This window comes from Marinobacterium weihaiense, from assembly GCF_019061305.1.
Lineage (GTDB): Bacteria > Pseudomonadota > Gammaproteobacteria > Pseudomonadales > Balneatricaceae > Marinobacterium > Marinobacterium weihaiense.
This window is the reverse complement of sequence record NZ_JAHQZT010000010.1, coordinates 42,572-62,782: the sequence shown is the minus strand read 5'-3', so window position 1 is coordinate 62,782 and position 20,211 is coordinate 42,572. Positions and strand designations below refer to the sequence as shown.

Genomic DNA, 20,211 nt, shown 5'->3' with positions numbered 1-20,211 from the left:
GGGTCAACGTAGCTCTGTTGCCGGCCTCCGGTCCGGCTCAGGCCCGGCATCGACCTCGGGGTGTGTCTCCTCGTCTTCCGGTTTGCTCAGGTCGTCGTCATGTTCTTCCATCTGCCAGGGCAGAATGCCCGGTGAGGTATGCAGGAAGTGCAGGTATTTTTCGAACTGATCGAGAATGTCGCTGATGATGTCCTGCTGGTCATAGCTGTAGACGTCATAGGCCTGGCCGCCACGGCGCAGGAACACCTCGGCCCGGTAATAATGTTCATCCCCGTCCGGATCCCGGTCCATTTCCGGGTAGGCAAAGGCCGGCATGGCGTAGCCGCGCAGGCGGATTTCGTAGATGAATTCCAGCTCGCCCGGTTTGATGACATCGATGTGCGCGCGCCAGTTGTGTTCGTCAAAGGTGACCTCCGCTGGCCAGCCCTTGTCTTCCAGCTCTTGTTTGACACGCTCCATGCTGGTGTAGGCCGTGGTGTGAATGAAGCGCTCAACATCTTCCTTGCTGGGGAAGTCGACCAGGGACGCCAGGCGTTTCTTCCAGACCCCGGGGCCCTGCTTGCTGCCACCGCTCTGGCGGTGTGTCTGCATGTGGCTCTGCAGGCTGGCTTCATGGTGCTGCTCGATCACCAGCGCTCGCCACATGCCGGCCATGGCGATCAGCATGATGATGGCAAAGGGCAGTGCGCTGACAATGGAAGCGGTCTGCAGAGCACCCAGGCCCCCGGCGACCAGCAGCACGGCAGCGACCACCCCTTCGGTCGTGGCCCAGAACACCCGCTGCCAGGCCGGTGTCTGCAAGGCGCCGCCCGATGCCAGCGAGTCGATGACCAGAGAGCCGGAGTCGGAGGAGGTGACGAAGAAGGTGATGATCAGGATCACGGTGATGAACGAAACGATAGCGGTCAGCGGCAGACGCTCGTAAAGCTTGAACAGCGCGATGGCATGATCGTTCTGCACTTCGTCGATCAGCGAGGTGTAGCCCTCCACCATGATCAGGTGCAGCGCGGTATCGCCAAACACCGAGAACCAGAGAAAGGTGAAAATGGTCGGCACCAGCATGACACCCACCACGAACTGGCGAATGGTCCTGCCGCGGCTGATCTTGGCAATGAACAGGCCCACAAAGGGCGCCCAGGCAATGGTCCAGCCGAAGATGAACAGGGTCCAGTTGCCGATCCAGTCACTGGCCGTGTACGCCTGCAGGCTGAAGGTACGCTCGACGATATTGCTCAGGTAGCTGCCGGTGTTTTCAACGAAGGTCTCCAGAATAAAGATGGTGGGACCCACGATGAACACGAAGATCAGCAGCGCGATAGCCAACCCGATATTGATCATCGACAGGCGCTTGACCCCCTTGTCCATGCCGGCCACCACCGAAAAAATGGCCAAACCCGTAATGGCGGCAATGGCGATGACCTGAAAGGTAGTGTTCACTGGAACCGAGGGAAACAGGTAGTTGACCCCTGCATTGATCTGCGCGACCGACAGGCCCAGGGTGGTGGCGATACCGAACAGAGTGCCCAGAATGGCAAAGGTATCGACGGTGTGGCCCATCCAGCCGTGAATGCGGTCACCGATCAACGGGTACAGGGTGGAGCGCATGGCCAGGGGCAGGCCGTGGCGAAAGGCGAAGTAGGCCAGCGACAGGCCGACCAGGCCGTAAATGGCCCAGATATGAAAGCCCCAGTGGAAATAGGCAATCTGCATCGCCTGTTTGGCGGCGTCGATGGTCTCCGGGGCACCGGCCGGCGGCGACGCATAGTGCAATACCGGCTCGGCCACGCCGAAGAACAGCAGGGCAATGCCGTATCCGGCCGAGAACAGCATGGCAAACCAGGATTTGAAATCGTATTCCGGCTCGGCATGGTCCGGCCCCAGCTTGGTGTTGCCCCAGCGGCTGAAGGCGACACTGACGATAAAGATCAGAAACAGTGCAACGGCGAGCATATAGAACCAGCCAAAGCTGGTGGTCACGTAGGCCAGGGTGTCGGAAAACACCTCGCCGGCCAGTTTCGGGTTGCTGATGGTGCCAATGACCATCAACACGATCACAACGACCGCCGGCAGAAATACCGGTACCAGAATGGTCGAATTGCGTTCTTTGGGGGCTGTCGTCATACCTGACTCCTTGTTCCAGTCGACATTCCAGCCGGTGTGTCCGAAGAGCACTCGGCTTTGGTCAGCGTTCAGTATGACAGCTTGAAAAATGAGCGCAAAAAACGCGCCGATTGCCGCTGTTCAAAGCGGGCGTCAGGCCGCCCGGATCCGGCTTCCATAGGGAGCGGAGTCTTGCGGTTACAATTTGTTACAAACCGCCACAAGTTCATACATTAACCGCGCATCTGGTTTACAGCCGCGTTCTACGCTTGTGGAATGACAACAACAATTGGCGGTTCCCCGGTCCTCACTGAATCGTCAAGTAGAGGGAAAACCCATGAACAATCAGACTGCTCGCCGTATTTCCGGTTATCTGCTGAGCACAGCGGTGGCGGCGGCCATCGCGGCGCCGGCATCGGCCTATACACTTCATTCGCAGAACGGCACTGAACTCAACCTTGATGTTGAAGCGGTGCTGGGCGTGTTTTCCAGCGAAGAGAACTACAACACCGTTGGCCGTACCGATGGCGGTGGCTCCGACTGGCAGGAAGGCTATATCAAGTACGGTCTGTCCGGTAGTCATGCATATGGCAGCCGCGGCGCGGCAGTCTATGGCGGTATCAGCGCGGTCAGTTCAGCAACCTGGGGTGATGGCGATGCCGCCGGTTTCAGTACCGGTGACGAACGCGAAACGGCGCTGGAAGATGCCTACCTGGGCTGGCGCTCCGGCTCCCTGATTCCGGCACTGGGTGAAGACGGCCTGGAACTGTCCTTTGGTCGTCAGCAGTTCAGCATCGGCGATGGCTTTCTGATCAACGGGGATGCGCTCAATTTCGGCGAAGGGCTGGGCAAATCGCTGAACCGTGGCGGCGCCTACTGGCTGGCGGCACGCAAGGCATTTGACCGTACCGCCATCGTGCGTGTGGGCGTCAGTGAAGGAGTGCGTGCCGACCTGTTCTGGCTGGAGTCCGACAACCGGTCTCAGGCGGAAATGGAACTGGCCGGTCTGAACGCCGAATACGTGCTGCCGCAGGGAACCTTCGCGGCCACTTATATCGAGGGGCTGGATGTCAACGAGCGCTATGGCCTGAGCCATCGTGACGGCCAGGAAACCCTGAGCTTGCGCTATCAGGGCAACGCCGGTGTTGAAAACCTGTTCCTGTCGGCTGAATTTGTGACCCAGGATCAGGGTGACAATACCGCAAAAGATGCCGATGCCTGGTATGCCGAAGCGGGTTGGACCTTTGCCGACTTGCCCTGGTCGCCGAGCGTCAACTACCGTTACGCCCGCTTTGAGGACGGCTTCGATCCGCTGTTTTTCGGTTTCAACCGTGGTTACGGCACCTGGTTCCAGGGCGAAGTGGCCGCCAACTATGCCGGCCCCTTCAATAGCGGCACCGATGTACACCATGTGGGTGTGAAAGCCAGCCCGACCGAGATGTTGAGCCTGGGCGCACTGTACTTCGACTTCAGCGATACCCAGGGCAACGGTGCCAATGACGGGCGCGAAATCGATCTGTATGCCGAATGGGTCGTGACCCCGAATCTGATCCTCAGCCCGCTGGTCGGCTTCTATACTCCAGACAGCAGCAGGGGCACGCAGATCGGTAACGACGGCACCAATGTCTATGCGCAGATGATTGCGATTGTTCCATTCTGATTTGATTCAGCGTTAACCCGGACCTGCCGCAACAGTCGGCAGGCCCTTTGAATGTAAGGATTCCGAAATGCAGACGGTATCGACTCTTTTTATCAACGGTCAGGCAGTGGCGGGCGAGCGCGAAGCCTTCGGCGTGGTAAACCCGGCAACCGGTGAAGCCTTCGCGCAGTGTCCGGCGGCCTCACCGGAGCAGGTGGATGCCGCCGTTGCAGCGGCCAATACCGCTTTCAAAACGTTCCAGCACACCGCTGATGCGGACCGCAAGGCGATGCTGCATCGCATTGCCGACCTGATCGATGCACATGCCGACGAGCTGGCCCAGCTGGTGACCCTGGAGCAGGGCAAACCGATGGCGCTGGCGCAGATGGAAGTGGGCGCGGCCGCCGGCTGGACCCGCTACAACGCCGATCTGGATATTCCGGTCAAGGTGATCGAGGACAGCGAAACCCGTCTGGCCGAACTGCATCACAAGCCGCTGGGTGTGGTGGGGTCCATCACGCCCTGGAACTGGCCGCTGATGATTGCCGTCTGGCACATCATGCCGGCGCTGCGGACCGGCAACACCGTGGTATCCAAGCCGTCCTCCTTTACCCCGTTCAGCACCCTGAAACTGGTCGAGCTGATTAACGAAGTCGTGCCGGCCGGCGTGATCAACATCGTCACCGGTGAAGGCGGTATCGGCCGTGCCATGACCCAGCACCCGGATATTCGCAAGATCGTCTTCACCGGATCCACTCCGACCGGTCAGGACATCATGCGCAAGGCCGCGGACAATCTGAAGCGCCTGACGCTGGAGCTGGGCGGCAACGATGCCGGTATCGTGCTGCCGGGTACCGACCTGGACAAGTATGTTCCGGCCCTGTTCCAGACCGCATTCGTCAACATGGGTCAGACCTGTGCCGCGCTCAAGCGCCTGTACGTGCATGAATCCCAGTATGACGACGTCTGCCAGCGTCTGGCGGCCATCGCGCGCGAGCAGGTGGTCGGCAACGGCCTTGAAGCCGGCGTGACTTTTGGCCCGGTCACGAACCAGGCTCAGCTGGACCTGGTTGCGGCGCTGGTGGAAGATGCCCGTGCCCAGGGGGCTCAGGTGCTGAGTGGCGGCGCAGTCCAGCCCGGCAACGGCTACTTCTATCCGCCGACCATCGTGGCCGGCATCAGCAATGGTGTGCGCCTGGTGGACGAAGAACAGTTCGGCCCGGTGCTGCCCGTGGTCAGCTACCGCGATATCGACGAGGCGGTGGCACTGGCCAACGACAACATCAATGGCCTGGGCGGTTCCGTCTGGGGCAATGATATCGAACAGGCGCGCTCGGTGGCGGCACGTCTTGAAAGCGGTACTGCCTGGATCAACAACCACGCCGAAGTCCTGCCCCACTGCCCCTTCGGTGGCAGCAAGATGTCTGGCATCGGTGTTGAATTCGGTGAAGAAGGTCTGCTGGAGTACACCCAGTCACAGTTGCTCAATATCAGCCGCGGCTGATCTGCATCATCTCACTTTCCCGTTCTTGCTACGGAAGTGTTTTGCCGGGGCCTTGTGCCCCGGCTTTTTTATGCTCTTACCTCACCTTTCCCCTTGACCATGAGCGCCAGGCCGCCATCAGGGCATAGCCCGCGCAGAGCGCAAAGGCGATCTCCAGCAGGCGGATCAGGGCCGGGAACTGCTCCGGCACCAGCTGCGCATTGCCAATCAGCAGGTTGAACAGGAACACCACCACGGCCATGCCGAGCATGTTGCCCAGGGTACGCGAGATGTTGAGCAGCGACGACGCAATGCTGAGCTTGTCGGTTGGCACCACGCTCAGGGCACCATTGTTGTTGGGCGACGAGAACAACCCGAACCCGGTGCCCATGACCAGCAGGGCGATCACGACCTGAGTCATGCTGCTGTCCTGTTCCAGCAGGGCCAGAATCACGAAACCCGCTGCAAACAGCAGGCACCCCAGGGTGGCTGGAATGCGCGGCTCGAAGTGATCGGACAGACGACCAGCCAGGGGCGCCAGAATCGCCATCATCATCGCCTGCAGCAGCATCAGTTCACCCGCTTCAGCGGGGGACAGGCCGCGAATGTACTGCAGATAGAGACTGAGCATGAACTGCAGCGGATAGTTGGCGGCGTACATGAAAAAGCTGGCCTGGATCGAGCGGAAAAACACCTGGTTGTTGACCATTCGGCGCAAGCGAATCAACGGATACGGCGAGCGTTCCTGCTGATAGATGAAAGCGCCCAGCAGCGCGAGCCCGGCCAAAGCCAGCAGCCCGCCAGCGAGCGCCGGCAGTTCGGACAGGCCGACAAAGAACAGGCTGGAGGCGGCGATGAACAGCAGGCTGCCGATCCAGTCCAGGCGCTGGTCCGCCTGGCGCTCGGTCTCGCGTACATGGATGCCGACCAGAATGGTACAGAGCACGGCCAACGGCAGCGGCGCCAGAAAGACGGCATGCCAGTCCCAGGCTTCGGTCAGCCAGCCGCCGATGGGCGGGCCGCAGGTGAGGCCCAGATAGACCGAGGTGGAGGTCAGTCCCAGCGCCATGCCGCGGCCGTGGTTGGCAAATACCTGAGAGACGATGGCCATGCCGGTCCCGAAGACCATGGCCCCGGAGATTCCCTGTAGCAGGCGCATTAGCAGCAGCCAGTAGATGTGCTCGATCAGGATGATGGCAAAGGAGCTGAGCGCAAACAGCAGCAGACCGGCAAGAAAGACCTTCTTGCGCCCGATCATGTCGGCGATGCGTCCAGCGGGCAGTTGCAACGCGATGGCCCCGAGCAGGTTCATGGTCGGAATCCAGCTCACCAGCACGGCGTCGGCGTTGAGGTCTTCGGCGATGGCGGGCAGGGCCACATTGACCGCCGACATGCTCATCGGCATCAGGAAGGTCGCCACGCAGATGCTGAGCAGCGTCAGCCAGCGTACGGAAGCGGACGGGTACAGCGCAGAATCATCGGAGGTCATGAACCGCTCGCAGGCAAAAAATATAGCTACATTCTAGACCGGCCGCGGGGCGGGTGTCATCGGCGTTGCACCGGTTGAAACGGCCCCGCTGCAAAAGCGGGGCCTTGGGTTTAGAGCAGGTTGTACAGGAAGACCACGGCAATACCGGCCGGCGTCAGGTAGCGCAGGACAAACATGAAGGCGGAGTAGACAGCGCCCTTGAGGCCTATCTCGTCATCCAGGCCCTGGCGTTGCATCGCCCAGCCGACAAACAGGGCAATGGCCAGACCGCCCAGCGGCATCATCAGGCTGGACACCAGGAAGTCCAGCAGGTCGAACAGGGTCTTGCCCTCGAAGTAGGGCAGGAAGCCCAGCGGGTGAATGTCAGACCAGACATTGAACGACAGCACGGTGCCGATGCCAACCAGCCAAATAGCCAGGCCGCCGAAAAAGGCGCTCTTGGCACGACTGATACCCTTGTGTTCTTCCAGCCACTCCACCACCGGCTCCAGCATGGAGATGGCGGAGGTCAGGGCTGCGACCAGCAGCAGGCCAAAGAACAGGGTGCCGAAGAGCACGCCACCGGTCATCTGGCCGAACGCCAGGGGCAGGGTGACGAAGATCAGGCCCGGGCCTGCGCCAGGTTCAAGGCCGTTGGCGAAGACCAGCGGGAAGATCGCCAGACCGGCCAGCAGGGCCACACCGGTATCCATGAAGGCGATGGTCATGGCGGTACGGGCGATATTTACCTTCTGTGGCAGGTAGGAGCCGTAGGCCATCATCACGCCGATACCGATGCTCAAAGTAAAGGCAGCATGGCCAAGGGCTTTCAGTACACCCTCGGTAGTGAGCTTGCTGAAGTCGGGCGAGAACATGAAGCTGACGGCTTCACCGAACTTGCCGGTGGTAGTGGCGTAGCCGACCATGATGAACAACAGTACGAACAGCAGTGGCATCAGCGTGTTGATGGCTTTTTCCATGCCGGAGCGGATGCCGCGGCCGACGATTAGCACGACCACGGCCATGAAAATACTGTGCCAGAGCAGCAGGTCGCCGGTGCTGGCGAGCATGCCTTCGAAAGCGCCGCCAATGGTGGCGGCGTCTGCACCGGTGAACACACCGGAAGCAATTTTGCCGACATAAGCCAGGGCCCAGCCGCCGATGACGGAGTAGAACGACAGTACCAGGAAGGACGCGATAATGCCGTTCCAGCCGATCAGGCGCCAGCCCTTGGCTGTGCCTTCAGCAGTGGTTAGCTCGCGCATGCTGGCCACGGGGCTTTGGCCGCCACGACGGCCGACCATGACTTCGGCGATCAGTACGGGGATACCGACCAGCGCGATACAAGCCAGATAAATCAGAACAAAGGCGCCACCACCGTTTTCGCCGGTGATATAGGGGAATTTCCAGATATTGCCCAGACCGACAGCGGAGCCGACCGCCGCCAGAATGAATGCCATACGGGATGACCAGAGGTTGCCCGCCTGCTGGTGTGCCTTGGGTGTTGCTTGACTCATTATAAGAGTTCTCCGGTATCGTTATTGTTATCGGTCAGTGCCGGGACTGAAAAGCCCCTGCCATTGCGGTGGCAGGGGCTCGAGTGCAGGTTATTCAGCGCGTCCAGCCACCTCCTTCAGAGCCTCGGCAACACGGGGCAGGGTAGCGGTGGAAAGACCGGCAATGTTGATCCGACTGGAGTCGAGCATGTAGATGCCAAACTCGTCGCGCAGGCTCTGTACCTGTTGCGGGGAGATTCCCAGGAAGGAAAACATCCCACGCTGCCGTTCGATAAAGCTGAAGTCGCCGGCCGGGCCGAGTGCCCGGCTCAGCGCTGAGCGAAGCTCAAGGATGCGCGTACACATTCCGTTGAGTTCGTTCTGCCATTGCTGCATCAGCTCGGGTGTGTCGAGGATCATCTCGACCACCGCTGCGCCATGCGAGGGAGGCATGGAGTAGTGCGACCGGATCGCACTCAACAGCTGGCTGGTGGCAGCCTGGCCCTGAGCGGCATTGGCCGAAATCAGCATCAGGGCACCGGTACGTTCACGGTAGAGGCCGAAGTTTTTGGAACAGGAGGAAGCCACAATCACTTCCGGCAGGCGCTCGGCCATCAGGCGTACGCCCAGTGCATCCTGTTCCAGGCCTTCGCCCAGGCCCTGGTAGGCAATATCGATAAACGGCAGCAATCCCTTGCGCTCGACCAGGTCCGTGATAGCGGTCCACTGATCGGCGTCCAGATCTGCGCCGGACGGATTATGACAGCAGCCGTGCAGGAGTACCACATCACCGGCGTCTGCCTGTTCCAGGCAGGCCATCATGGCATCGAAGTCGACGCTGAGCGTTGCCTTGTCGAGGTAGGGGTACTCGCGAATGCTCAGGCCAGCACCGCCCAGCAGGGGGATGTGGTTGGCCCAGGTCGGAGTGCTGACCCAAACGGTGGTATCGGGCTTGCACAGCTTGAGGAACTCGGCGGCCATGCGCAGGGCGCCGCAGCCGCCCGGTGTCTGTACCACGTTGACGCGGCCGTCATTCAGCGCCGGGTGGCCGGCACCCAGCAGCAGCTGGCCGATCAGGTGGTTGAAACCTTCGGCACCGGCCGGGCCGATATAGGCCTTGGTGGTTTCGGTCTCCAGCAGGCGCTGCTGCGCCTGCTGGACTGCGGCCATGATCGGGGTTGCGCCCGCTTCATCACGGTAGACACCGACGCCCAGATCCACCTTGTTGCTGCGCGGATCTTCACGGAAGGTCTTCATCAGGCCCAGGATCGGATCCTGGGGCAGGGTTTTGAGGTGTTCAAACATGCGCTTTCTCCTCTGCCTGGGCAACCTTGATCAGCGTAGCTTGTCCGGTCTCAAACGCCTTGATCAGGTGCTTGCGCTTCTCGGCAACGCCTTCAGCGGCCTGTTCGCGAACCGGGCCATAGCCGCGGATTTCGGACGGCAGTTCGGCCAGGTCGACGGCGAACTCATAGTTGCCTTCGTTCAGTTCACGGGCAATGCGGTTTAGCAATTCCTTGTATTCCTCCATCAGGGCACGATCCAGCTTGCGGTCGGCGGAAAAACGGAAGGGATCAAATGCCGTGTTACGGAGCCCCTTCAAAGGTGCCAGAACTTTCAATGCCTTCAGCATCCAGGGGCCGAACTGACGCTTCACTGGGCGGCCTTTTGCATCCTTCTTGCCACCCAATACTCCAGACAAAACAGGCGGTGCCAGATTGAAGTTGATGCGGTAGTCACCTTCGAAGGTCTGTTCGACCTCTTTCAGGAAGTCGGTTTGGGTGAACAGACGTGCAACCTCATACTCATCTTTATAGGACATCAGGCGGAACAGCTGCTGCGCTACGGCGCGGGTCAGTGTCATATCTGCCTTGCCCAGCGACAGTTCAGCGGTGCGGATCTGCTCCACCAGCTGTTGGTACTGATCGGCCCAGTTGGCATCCTGATATTCGGTCAGATGCTTCATGCGGCGCTCGATCAGCTGCTCGAGGGTTTCCTGTTCAGGCGTGATTGGCTTTTCACGGGCGTCGTCGCTCAGCTGTGACTCGACCCAGATACGGTCTTCGGCGGCCAGACGGCCCCAGCCGAATGCCTGCTTGTTGCGATCGATGGCGACGCCGTTCAGTTCGATGGCACGCATCAGCGCGTCCAGTGATACCGGTACCAGGCCTTTCTGCCAGGCGAAACCGAGCATCATGACGTTGGAGAACACGGTGTCGCCCAGCAGTTTTTCGGCGATCAGGTTGGCGTTCAGCTGATCGAAAGCGTCGTTGCCAACCGCATCCTGCAACAGCTTGAGGCGCTTTTCGGCCTGCATGTCGGCGTCGCGGAACATCACGTAGTCGGCGGTAGCCAGCTCGGCTTCGTTGGCGACGATGCGGGTGTGGTTCGGGCGCAGCACGTTAAGTGCTTTCTGCGACGTGGCCACAACCATGTCACAGGCAACCATGGCATCAGCCTGGCCGTTTTCGATACGGACCTGATGCAGGCTGTCCGGTGACGGCGCCAGACGCACGTAGCTCAGTACGGTGCCGCCTTTCTGAGCGAAGCCCATGAAGTCCAGCACGGAGGCGCCCTTGGATTCCAGGTGCGCGGCCATGGTGATCAGCTGGCCCACGGTGACGACGCCGGTACCACCGACACCGCCAACCAACAGGTCATAGCTGCCAGCCAGCGCCGGGATCACCGGCGCGCTGACCTGTGCCAGGCGCTTGTCCAGCTCAGCGCCCAGATCCAGGCCCTTGGACTTGCGCAGCTGGCCGCCTTCGATGGTAACGAAGCTCGGGCAGAAGCCGGTGACACAAGAGAAGTCCTTGTTACAGGAGGACTGGTCGATCTTGCGCTTGCGGCCCAGTTCGGTCTCACGCGGGATGACGGACAGACAGTTGGACTGGGTTGAACAGTCGCCACAGCCCTCACACACGTGGTGGTTGATAAATGCTCGCTTGGCCGGGTCCGGGAACTGGCCGCGCTTGCGGCGGCGACGCTTCTCGGCGGCACAGGTCTGATCGTAGATCAGGACGGTACAGCCTTCGATGTCACGCAGTTCACGCTGAACCTTGTCCAGTTCGGAGCGATCGTGGAAGGTCACGCCCTGCGGGAACAGGGATTCGTTGCCCTTGTACTTCTCCGGTTCGTCGCTGAGCACGACTACGCGCTTGGCACCTTCGGCCGACACCTGCTTGGCGATGGCATCCACGGTGATAACACCATCCACCGGCTGACCACCGGTCATGGCGACGGCATCGTTGAACAGGATCTTGTAGGTGATGTTGATGCCGGCCGCAATCGCCTGACGGATCGCCATGGAGCCTGAGTGGAAGTAGGTACCTTCACCCAGGTTCTGGAACACGTGCGGGTTGCCGGTATAGCGGCTCTTGCCGATCCAGTTGACGCCTTCGCCACCCATCTGGATCAGGGATTCGGTGTCACGGTCCATCCAGGACGCCATGAAGTGGCAGCCGATACCGGCCAGGGCCTTGCTGCCCTCGGGTACCTTGGTGGAGGAGTTATGCGGGCAGCCGGAGCAGAAGTAGGGCATACGGCGCACGCCACCCGGATCGGTAATACCCAGCGAGCAGTTGATCTGCTCCAGGCTGGCGGTGAAATTCACCCCGAAAAAGCGTTCCAGGCGCGCGGACAGATAGCCGGCCAGCAGTTTCGGGCTCAGTTCGCCGACGTAGGGAATCAGCGGTTCGCCGTTCTGGTCCTGCTTGCCGGTGATCAGGACTTCACCCGGGCGGTCAGGCTCGGACATGTATTCCTTGATCTGGCTTTCGATGATGCCGCGCTTCTCTTCGACCACCAGCACTTCTTCCTTGCCGTGAACGAAATCGAGAGTGCCTTTGCGCTCCAGCGGCCATACCAGGCCGATCTTGTAGATATCGATGCCCAGCTCTTTGGCGCGAGCTTCATCGATACCCAGCAGCTGCAGCGCTTCCATCAGGTCCAGATAACCCTTGCCGGTGGTTACGATACCGAAACGCGCATCCGGGTGATTGAAGATGCGACGGTCGATAGGGTTGGCACGGGCAAAGGCCTGGACCGCAGCGAGCTTGTGCTCGATACGGGTTTCCAGCTGAGGACCGGGCAGATCCGGCCAACGGTAGTGCAGACCGTCAGCCGGCGGGGTGAAATCGGTGGGTGTTACAAAGGTCGGCAGCGGCTTGAGCTCGACGGAGGCCGCGCTTTCCACGGTCTCGGAGATCGCTTTGAAGCCAACCCAGCAGCCACTGAAACGGGACAGTGCATAGCCCCAGAGGCCGAATTCGAGGTATTCGGAGATGTTGGCCGGGTTGATGGTCGGCATGAACCAGGCCATGAACGCCACGTCAGACTGGTGCGGCATGGAGGAAGATACGCAGCCGTGGTCGTCACCGGCGACAACCAGCACACCACCGTGCGGGGAGCTGCCGTAGGTCGTGCCGTGCTTGAGCGCATCACCGGCGCGGTCGACACCCGGGCCCTTGCCGTACCAGAGACCAAATACGCCGTCGACCTGCTTGTCGTCATCGGTCTCCACCTGCTGGCTGCCCAGGACAATGGTCGCCGCCAGGTCTTCGTTAATGGCCGGCACGAAGTCGATTCTGTTTTTGTCCAGCAGTTTTTTGGTCTGCCAGAGCGCCTGGTCGTAGGCGCCAAGGGGGGAGCCGCGGTAGCCACTGATCAGGCCGGCCGTATTGAGGCCGTTCTGCTGATCAAGCCGTGCCTGCATCAGGGGAATGCGCACCAGGGCCTGAGTGCCGGTGAGGAAGACGCGACCGGTGTCGCGCAGATAGCGGTCCTCGAGACGATAGTCGTCGAGCGCGGGGGTCTTTGCAGACATGCCCGGATACCTCTCTGTGTTGGATCTTGTTGTTATCAGCATCGATGGCTGGGTAGGGCGGCCAGCGAGCTTCATTGACTGACCAAAATTGTAGGGAGATGTGGGCTGAAGGTGCTTGCGAATTTAATGTCGATAATCGGTTTTTTTGAAATAGTATTTATTTTAATCTCTCTGAAAGAAAGAATATTTGATAAAAGTGGAGTGTTACCAAATGAAACAAGCCGATCTGGACAGTTTTGACCGCAAGATTCTGCAGCGGCTGCAACAGGATGGACGCATCAGGAACCAGCAGCTGGCCGACCAGGTCGGGCTGTCACCGGCGGCCTGCTGGCGTCGAGTCAGGGCGCTGGAAGAGCAGGGGGTGATCGAGGGCTACAGTGCGCAGCTGAACGCAGAGGTAATGGGCCAGGCGTTGAGTGTCTTTGTGCTGGTCTCCCTCCAGCGCCACACCATTGACAGTACTGAGGAATTCGAGCGCCAGGTCAAGACTTACCCGGAGGTCTTGCAGTGCTTTGCCGTGACGGGCAATGCCGATTTCGTATTGCGTGTGGTGGTGCCGGACATGCGTGCTTATGACCGTTTTCTGAATGAGAAAATCTTTACGCTTCAAGGTATTGCACAAGTTCACTCCAACTTTGCACTGCGTGAGATCAAGAACACGCAACATTTACCTGTATGAGATCAATTATCGTTTGATGCGGTTGCGCGGGGGTGCTATAAACCGTTGAAATGTATTCTTGTGCGGGTAAAAAGGAGGCGGCCCGTACAGGAGTAGTTGCAGTTTAAACGGACTCCCCCATGTCGCTGACCATCAATGCAGACACTCTGCCGCGCTACCAGACCCGTGCCATTCTGGGTGTGGTTACGTTACTCATGCTTGTTGTCTCCGCTTTCTTCATTATTACCACATACCAGGCGGGGTATGACCGCATTGAAGAACAGGCAGAGCAACTCAAGGACGAGCGCCGCCAACGCTTGCGCAGTGAAATTGATGCCGCGCTGAACTACATCGACTACACCCGTCAACAGACTGAAGCGGTTCTACGCGACAACATCCGTGAACAGGTTCGTCACGCGATGGAGCTGGCCCGGGCTATCCATACTGTTGAGACCGCCCGTCAGAACAACCCCGAGGCCATCGCGACCCTGATCCGTGAATCTCTGCGCAACCTGCGCTTTTTTGACGGCCGTGGTTATCTGTTTATCGATACCATGGACGGTGAGTGTGTACTGTTGCCGACTCAGCCGGAAATAGAAGGGTACTCCTTGCTCGATAATCGTGATGACTCGGGGCGCTATATCATGCAGGGGTTGATCGAAGCCGCACGCAAACCCGCAGGTTCCGGTTATGTCACCTATCGCTGGTATGCGCCCGGCTCCACGACACAAATGCACGACAAGATTGCGTACGTCGAGCATTTTGAGCCGCTTGACTGGGTGATTGGCACGGGCGATTACTTGTATGAAGTGGAGAACGATCTCAAGCGCGAGATGCTGAGGCGCCTGCAGGCTCAGCAAATTGTAGGGGAAGGCTACATGTCCGTCCTGGATGCGACCGGTCGGGTTTTGCTGTCACCCAGTCGCCCGAACAGTGAAGGGCTGGCATTCGATGAACTGGCTGACGAGCATCGTGCGCTGGTCAATATGCTAGTTGACCAGGCTACACCCAACGGGCGGTTTGTTGAGTACCGCTGGTACGAGCAGTCATCCGACGTCATGCGTGACAAATTGGCGCTGGTACAGCTGGTGCCGGAGTGGGGGTGGGTCCTGGTTGCCAGCGTCTACCAGGATGCGCTGGCAGACGTGATTGAGCATCAGAAGCGGAGGCTGGAGGCAGAGCTGCATGCTGATTTGCAGGCACTGTTTCTATTGCTGATTTCTGCGCTGGTTGTGGCAATGGCCGTTGCACTGTTGATTAGTCGCTGGTTGCGTCAGTTGATGCAGCGTTACCGCTGTGAGTTGGAACAGCAACAGGCGGAGCTGGCCGCCAGCAACCATGAACTGCAACTGGCGGGACAGATCTTTGAGGCTGCTGGTGAAGGCGCGATGATCACCGATGCGAACAATTGCATCATGGCGGTCAATCCCGCCTTCACGCGCATTACCGGTTACAGCGCGGATGAAGTGATCGGGCAGAAGCCGTCCCTGTTGGCATCCGGCCTGCAAAGCCGCACCTTTTATGCGCGTATGTGGCAGGCATTGAGCGAGGAAAAACGCTGGCAGGGTGAGGTCTGGAACCGCCGTCGTACCGGAGAATTCTATCCGCAGTGGCTGTCGATCACCGTCATCGAGGACGAGCAGGGATTACCCTGTAATTACGTGGCCATGTTCAATGACATTACCGAGCGCAAGGCGACCGAGGATCAGCTGCGATACCTGTCGGATTATGATGCTTTGACCGACCTGCCCAACCGTCGCCTGTTGCGTGAGCGGGTGACCAAAGCCGTACAGGATGCCCGGGCTACGGATCAGCCGCTGGGACTGCTGATTATCGATCTTGACCGGTTCAAGGGCGTCAATGACAGTCTGGGCCATGCTGCCGGTGATACCTTGCTCAAGGCGGTGGCACATCGACTGGCTCGTAGCGTCCGCAGCTGCGATACCCTGAGTCGTATCGGTGGCGACGAATTTGCGGTTCTGCTGACTGAAGTGAATGACACGGATGCGCTGCAGGGGCAGATTGAGCATTACCTCGCGCTGGTGGCGGTGCCATTGAATCTGGACGGGCATGAGCTGGTCGTGACGGCCTGTGCGGGTCTGGCGTTGTATCCGCAGGATGGCGAGGACTTTGACACCCTGTTGCGCAACTCGGATACGGCCCTGTATCACGCCAAAGAGCGTGGCCGCAATAACCTGGAACTCTTTGCACCGGTCATGACGCGCCAGGTTTCGGACCGCCTGCTGTTGGAAGGTCGGCTGCGCGAAGCGCTCAAACGTGGCGAGTTCGAGTTGTATTATCAGCCCCAGTACGACTTTGCCCACAACCGTCTGACTGACTGTGAGGCCCTGATTCGCTGGAACAGCCCCGAGGGTATGGTGATGCCGGATACCTTCATCCCGTTGGCGGAAGAAACCGGTCTGATCGTGCCCATCGGTGCTTGGGTGCTGCAGGAAGCCTGCCGCCAGGGGGAAGCCTGGAACCGTGTGTCGGTCGAGCCGCTGTCGGTGGCGGTTAACGTGTCAGCGGTGCAATTCCGACCGGCACTGGTCAGTGAGGTTCAGGCAGCATTGGATGAAACCGGTTTTGATGCTTGCTTACTGGTGCTTGAGGTCACCGAAAGCGTCTTGATGAGTGACATCGAGGGCTCGGTTCAGTTGTTGCAGGAGCTGCGTGAGTTGGGCGTTCGTGTGGCGCTGGATGATTTTGGCACCGGGTATGCCAGCCTGGCGTATCTGAAGCGTTTTGTGCTCGACAAACTCAAGATCGACCGCGCCTTTATCATGGGCATCCCGGATGACAAGGATGACGTCGCCATTACCTCCTCGATCATCGATATCGCGCGCAACCTGAACATCATGACAGTGGCGGAAGGGGTGGAAACCGAAGCGCACTGCGCGTTTCTGCGCAAGGCGGGCTGTAATCTGGCGCAGGGCTACTACTTCGACAAGCCGCTGCCGGCCGAGGAATTCATGCGCCGACTGCAGTGATGGGGGACGAACAGGGGCGGCTTACAGCCAGCCCTTGTGCTTGAAGAAGAGGTAGGGCGAGATTGCTGACACCACCATCAGCCCCAGCGCCATGGGATAGCCGAATATCCAGTCCAGCTCCGGCATGGTATGGAAGTTCATGCCATACACGGTACCCACCAGCGTCGGCGGCAGAAAGACCACCGCCGCGATGGAAAAGATCTTGATGATCTGGTTCTGGCGGATATTGATGAAGCCCTGGGCGGCGTTCAGCAGGAAGTTGATCTTTTCGAACACGAAGGTTGCATGTGCCATCAATGTATCCAGGTCGCGCAGAATCTCGCGGCAGGTCTCTACCTCGGGCGGCTGCTGACGAATGTGCCGCAGCAGGAATGACGTGGAGCGCTGGGTGTCCATCAGGCACAGGCGAATCTGACCGTTGCTGTCTTCCAGCTTGGCCAATCTGTCCAGCTGCTCCCCCAGATCCGCCTCCCGGTTTTCCAGTACCTCCATGCTGATCTTTTCCAGATCGCGGTGCAGATCTTCCAACTGGTCAGCCAGGTTATCCACCTTCTGCTCGAACAGAGACGTCATGACCTGCAGTGGGGTTGCTGCTTCAATCCAGCCGCGACGGGCACGGAGCCGGGTTAGGCGAAAGTCGGGCAGCTCTACATCTCGACTGCTGATCAGGCGCTGGGGTGTTAGCGTGAAGGCAACCGTTGCAGCCCGGAAGCGCCCTTCGGCCTGGTACAGAAACAGAGAGTGCACATGCAGGTCTTCGCCTTCCACAAAATAGCGAGCACTGGATTCGATTTCCTCCACTTCATGCGCGTCGGGCAGACTTTGCGGAAACAGTTGCTCAATGGCATTGCGTTCCTGTTCAGCGGCGTCCTGAAGATCAATCCAGCTGGCCGCTTCCAGGCCGTCGCGTGATAGCGGGTTCGCTTCATCTCGTTCACGCAGCTTGCCGGCTTCTATTATGAAGGTACGAATCACGAACCCTACTCCCTTGTGTCAATCAGGCGCTCAGCAGCGCGCCGTATACCAGATACGCCGTGTAGGCGATGAAGATGGCCACCAGCAGGCCGCCCTCGGGTCGGTTGATGCGTCCCTGGCCGCGGAAACCATAGCCCAGTACAAATAGCGACAGGGTCAGACCGGCCATGACGACCCAGTCGCGGGTCAGTACTTCGGGGCTGACGCTCATCGGATGGATGGCGCCGGCAATGCCGACCACGGCCAGGGTGTTGAACATGTTGGAGCCGATAACGTTGCCCAGCGCCAGATCATGCTCATTCTTGCGCACAGCAATAATGGAGGAAGCGAGCTCCGGCAGCGAGGTGCCGATAGCGACTACGGTCAGGCCGATGATCAGGTCGCTTACGCCCAGAGCGCTGGCGATATCAACCGCGCCCCAGACCAGCACGCGCGAGCTGCCCACCAGCAGCAGCAGGCCCAGCAGCAGCCAGAAGATGGCCTTGCCCAAGGGCATGTCGACATCGGCTTCCATATCCTGCTGAACATCCGCGCCCAGTGCATCACCTCGCTGGCGCATGCCCTGTACGACCGACCATCCCATCATGAGGAAGAAAGCACCGAGCAACACCCAGGCTTCGAGTGAAGTGATCTGTCCATCCATCAGCTGATAGCCTGCCAGCAGGGTGATCAGGGCCAGCAGCGGCAGCTCTTTGCGCAGAATCTGGGAATGTACGGCAATCGGACTGAGAAGGGCGGTGATGCCCAGGATCAGTGCAATATTGGTGATGTTAGAGCCATAGCCGTTGCCCAGTGCCAGATTGGGGTTGCCCTGCAGGGAGGCAAACGCCGATACCACCATCTCGGGGGCGGACGTACCAAATCCGATAATGACCATGCCGATGAGTAAAGGCGGCATGCCAGCATACCGGGCGGTTGCGGCGGCGCCATCAATAAAGCGATCGGCACTCCAGACCAGCACTGCCAGTCCACCAATTACGGCCAGAATTGCCATTAACATCTGTTCAGGAACTCCCTTGTTGATCACATCATGGGTATGGGGCGAATGATACTCTGACAGCGCCGCTGCGTCTGCGTTTAGACAAAGTGTTAAAAAAAATTGCCAAGGGGGTTGTGCTTTGAAAACAAGGGTCTATAATACGCGCCATCGTTTGAGGCAACGCGGTCTGCAAGGCAGCAAAGTTTTAAACGATGAAAATTTGGTGAGGTGTCCGAGTGGCCGAAGGAGCACGCCTGGAAAGTGTGTATACGGAAACGTATCGAGGGTTCGAATCCCTCCCTCACCGCCATTATTCCTCAAAAAAGCCCGCTCAGTGCGGGCTTTTTTGTGCCTGTTTTTTGGCGATGTCATGTGTCCGCAAATGGGATGTTCCTACACAGGTCACTCCTGTTGCCACAAACGAACGGACGGTTATACTGAAAGGCTGCTTTTGAACTGGCAGCGTCGCCACGCTAAGTGGGGGCTAAACACAAGGACTGATGTTTATGCCGATCAATTACGCTGCAATTTTGTGTGAGCATGGATTTGTTGCTGAATCCGACGTTCTTCACGATTCAATCACCGGTTTCGACTATGAAATCGGTGATCTTCTGTACGATGATGATTCGCCGTTCGATGCGAATATGTCAGACATCCAACGACAGCCGCACAACCTCGATGCTCTTCTCCAATGCTCGTTGACGCTCAAGCCCGGTGAAAGCGTCGACGCTGGCGTTCGTTTCCTAGTCGACAAGTGGCAGTCGTGGCTGCGCTATGAAAATCCGGTCTATGAAAACATTGAGCGTCAGTCATGCGGTGATGGGGCGGTGTTGCGGATTCTGGCCATTTCTGGTCACACGGCATGTTCCATTGTGTTCGGCATTAAGATTCAAACGGAGGTGTTGTGTGAACAAGTTTAAGAAAGAAGCATTGCGCCAGCATTGTGAAGCTCGGGAAGGTTTGACGCCGGATCAGGTTGCAAAATTGGATGCACAACAAGCCCTGGCTGGCAAAGTGGGTGAGCGTGCCCGTTCGATTCATGCATATCTGTTTGATGAAGAGTATGCGTTCATGTATGCGGACGCCTTTGGTGAGCCTCGCCCATCCGCTGAAACTATCATGTCCAAGAATGCATACCGCAAAGAGCATGGATTGCCATTGCTTGATCATGAGGGGAAAGCCCCTGATTTTCAGGAAGCCACCATGGAACATTGCATGAACATTGCTCGCAAGGAAATAGTCGACCAGGGGCTCGAAGATACGAGTCCGTTCCTGGAGCGGTTACAAGCTGAACTGGATGATCGTGTAAAAAGCCTGCATCCAGAAAAAAAGCCGTTCGAGTTTCGTGCATCCACACCTTACATGCCGGGTCAGTTTGACGCGATTTATCTTGAGCAGGAGCTGCCATCCGGGTGTCGTTTGGTTGCGTTTGATGATGATCCCTATATAGCAGTGGCTGTACTAAAAGGTGATGAGCAACTGTTCACGCTCCTATGTGCCAATTTGAATGTGACGGTGGCATATATCGAAGCGAATCTGGATGCGTTGGTACGCGATGAGGTTTGATCATTGGCGTAGAGTGGTTCCGGTTTAAAGTG

General features: G+C 58.8%; 13 protein-coding genes and 1 tRNA gene. 7 read left to right on the top strand and 7 right to left on the bottom strand.

The annotated features are described in order from the left end of the window. Positions 1–3: 3 nt before the first annotated feature. The gene (locus KTN04_RS09690; protein ID WP_217335028.1) at positions 4–2,121 is read right to left on the bottom strand and encodes a BCCT family transporter; all 2,118 of its coding nucleotides are present in this window, start codon (positions 2,119–2,121) and stop codon (positions 4–6) included. Between the two features lie 316 nt (positions 2,122–2,437). Here KTN04_RS09690 and KTN04_RS09685 point away from each other — a divergent pair, with 316 nt between their 5' ends. Both KTN04_RS09685 and KTN04_RS09680 read left to right on the top strand, forming a co-directional pair. Next, positions 2,438–3,760 (top strand): alginate export family protein, encoded by a 1,323-nt coding sequence (locus tag KTN04_RS09685; protein ID WP_217335027.1) that lies wholly within the window; start codon positions 2,438–2,440, stop codon positions 3,758–3,760. A 67-nt stretch (positions 3,761–3,827) separates the two neighbouring features. After that, the gene (locus KTN04_RS09680; protein ID WP_217335026.1) at positions 3,828–5,243 is read left to right on the top strand and encodes an aldehyde dehydrogenase family protein; all 1,416 of its coding nucleotides are present in this window, start codon (positions 3,828–3,830) and stop codon (positions 5,241–5,243) included. A gap of 76 nt (positions 5,244–5,319) precedes the next feature. Here KTN04_RS09680 and KTN04_RS09675 read toward each other — a convergent pair whose 3' ends face one another. The 4 genes from KTN04_RS09675 to KTN04_RS09660 all read right to left on the bottom strand — a co-directional run bounded on the left by KTN04_RS09675 (position 5,320) and on the right by KTN04_RS09660 (position 13,011). Further along, positions 5,320–6,711: an MFS transporter gene (locus KTN04_RS09675; RefSeq protein WP_217335025.1), complete on the bottom strand. Its 1,392-nt coding sequence runs from the start codon at positions 6,709–6,711 to the stop codon at positions 5,320–5,322. A gap of 110 nt (positions 6,712–6,821) precedes the next feature. After that, positions 6,822–8,207, bottom strand: a complete 1,386-nt coding sequence (locus KTN04_RS09670) for a sodium-dependent transporter (protein ID WP_217335024.1) — start codon at positions 8,205–8,207, stop codon at positions 6,822–6,824. 90 nt (positions 8,208–8,297) lie between these two features. Continuing rightward, positions 8,298–9,491 (bottom strand): amino acid aminotransferase, encoded by a 1,194-nt coding sequence (locus tag KTN04_RS09665; protein ID WP_217335023.1) that lies wholly within the window; start codon positions 9,489–9,491, stop codon positions 8,298–8,300. Then, positions 9,484–13,011, bottom strand: a complete 3,528-nt coding sequence (locus KTN04_RS09660; RefSeq protein ID WP_217335022.1) for an indolepyruvate ferredoxin oxidoreductase family protein — start codon at positions 13,009–13,011, stop codon at positions 9,484–9,486. The genes KTN04_RS09665 and KTN04_RS09660 overlap by 8 nt, the downstream gene beginning before the upstream one ends. Positions 13,012–13,222: 211 nt before the next feature. On the opposite strand from KTN04_RS09660, the gene KTN04_RS09655 reads away from it, so the two are divergent. Next, positions 13,223–13,690, top strand: coding sequence for an Lrp/AsnC family transcriptional regulator (locus KTN04_RS09655; protein ID WP_217335021.1), 468 nt, complete (start codon positions 13,223–13,225; stop codon positions 13,688–13,690). 119 nt (positions 13,691–13,809) lie between these two features. After that, complete coding sequence (locus KTN04_RS09650; RefSeq protein WP_217335020.1) at positions 13,810–16,659, top strand: bifunctional diguanylate cyclase/phosphodiesterase; 2,850 nt, start codon at positions 13,810–13,812, stop codon at positions 16,657–16,659. 21 nt (positions 16,660–16,680) lie between these two features. On the opposite strand, the gene corA is transcribed toward KTN04_RS09650, so the two are convergent. Both corA and KTN04_RS09640 read right to left on the bottom strand, forming a co-directional pair. Further along, positions 16,681–17,634 carry a magnesium/cobalt transporter CorA gene (corA, locus tag KTN04_RS09645; RefSeq protein WP_217335019.1) on the bottom strand — a complete coding sequence of 318 codons (954 nt, stop codon included), beginning with the start codon at positions 17,632–17,634 and terminating at the stop codon, positions 16,681–16,683. Between the two features lie 22 nt (positions 17,635–17,656). Further along, positions 17,657–18,634 (bottom strand): calcium/sodium antiporter, encoded by a 978-nt coding sequence (locus KTN04_RS09640; protein ID WP_217335018.1) that lies wholly within the window; start codon positions 18,632–18,634, stop codon positions 17,657–17,659. Positions 18,635–18,835: 201 nt separating this feature from the next. On the opposite strand from KTN04_RS09640, the gene KTN04_RS09635 reads away from it, so the two are divergent. The 3 genes from KTN04_RS09635 (at position 18,836) to KTN04_RS09625 (ending at position 20,179) form a co-directional block, all read left to right on the top strand. Then, positions 18,836–18,923 (top strand) — tRNA-Ser (locus KTN04_RS09635). A 196-nt stretch (positions 18,924–19,119) separates the two neighbouring features. Continuing rightward, entirely contained in the window at positions 19,120–19,533 is a 414-nt protein-coding gene (locus KTN04_RS09630) for a hypothetical protein (RefSeq protein ID WP_217335017.1), read from the top strand. Further along, positions 19,520–20,179, top strand: coding sequence for a hypothetical protein (locus KTN04_RS09625; RefSeq protein WP_217335016.1), 660 nt, complete (start codon positions 19,520–19,522; stop codon positions 20,177–20,179). Before KTN04_RS09630 ends, KTN04_RS09625 begins: the two co-directional genes overlap by 14 nt. The last annotated feature ends 32 nt before the right edge of the window (positions 20,180–20,211 follow it).

What these genes read in the sequence shown, in the direction of transcription:
- KTN04_RS09690 (WP_217335028.1), bottom strand. Translation starts at nt 2,121, where the DNA reads ATGACGACAGCCCCCAAAGAACGCAATTCGACCATTCTGGTACCGGTA.
- KTN04_RS09685 (WP_217335027.1), top strand. Translation starts at nt 2,438, where the DNA reads ATGAACAATCAGACTGCTCGCCGTATTTCCGGTTATCTGCTGAGCACA.
- KTN04_RS09680 (WP_217335026.1), top strand. Translation starts at nt 3,828, where the DNA reads ATGCAGACGGTATCGACTCTTTTTATCAACGGTCAGGCAGTGGCGGGC.
- KTN04_RS09675 (WP_217335025.1), bottom strand. Translation starts at nt 6,711, where the DNA reads ATGACCTCCGATGATTCTGCGCTGTACCCGTCCGCTTCCGTACGCTGG.
- KTN04_RS09670 (WP_217335024.1), bottom strand. Translation starts at nt 8,207, where the DNA reads ATGAGTCAAGCAACACCCAAGGCACACCAGCAGGCGGGCAACCTCTGG.
- KTN04_RS09665 (WP_217335023.1), bottom strand. Translation starts at nt 9,491, where the DNA reads ATGTTTGAACACCTCAAAACCCTGCCCCAGGATCCGATCCTGGGCCTG.
- KTN04_RS09660 (WP_217335022.1), bottom strand. Translation starts at nt 13,011, where the DNA reads ATGTCTGCAAAGACCCCCGCGCTCGACGACTATCGTCTCGAGGACCGC.
- KTN04_RS09655 (WP_217335021.1), top strand. Translation starts at nt 13,223, where the DNA reads ATGAAACAAGCCGATCTGGACAGTTTTGACCGCAAGATTCTGCAGCGG.
- KTN04_RS09650 (WP_217335020.1), top strand. Translation starts at nt 13,810, where the DNA reads ATGTCGCTGACCATCAATGCAGACACTCTGCCGCGCTACCAGACCCGT.
- KTN04_RS09640 (WP_217335018.1), bottom strand. Translation starts at nt 18,634, where the DNA reads ATGTTAATGGCAATTCTGGCCGTAATTGGTGGACTGGCAGTGCTGGTC.
- KTN04_RS09630 (WP_217335017.1), top strand. Translation starts at nt 19,120, where the DNA reads ATGCCGATCAATTACGCTGCAATTTTGTGTGAGCATGGATTTGTTGCT.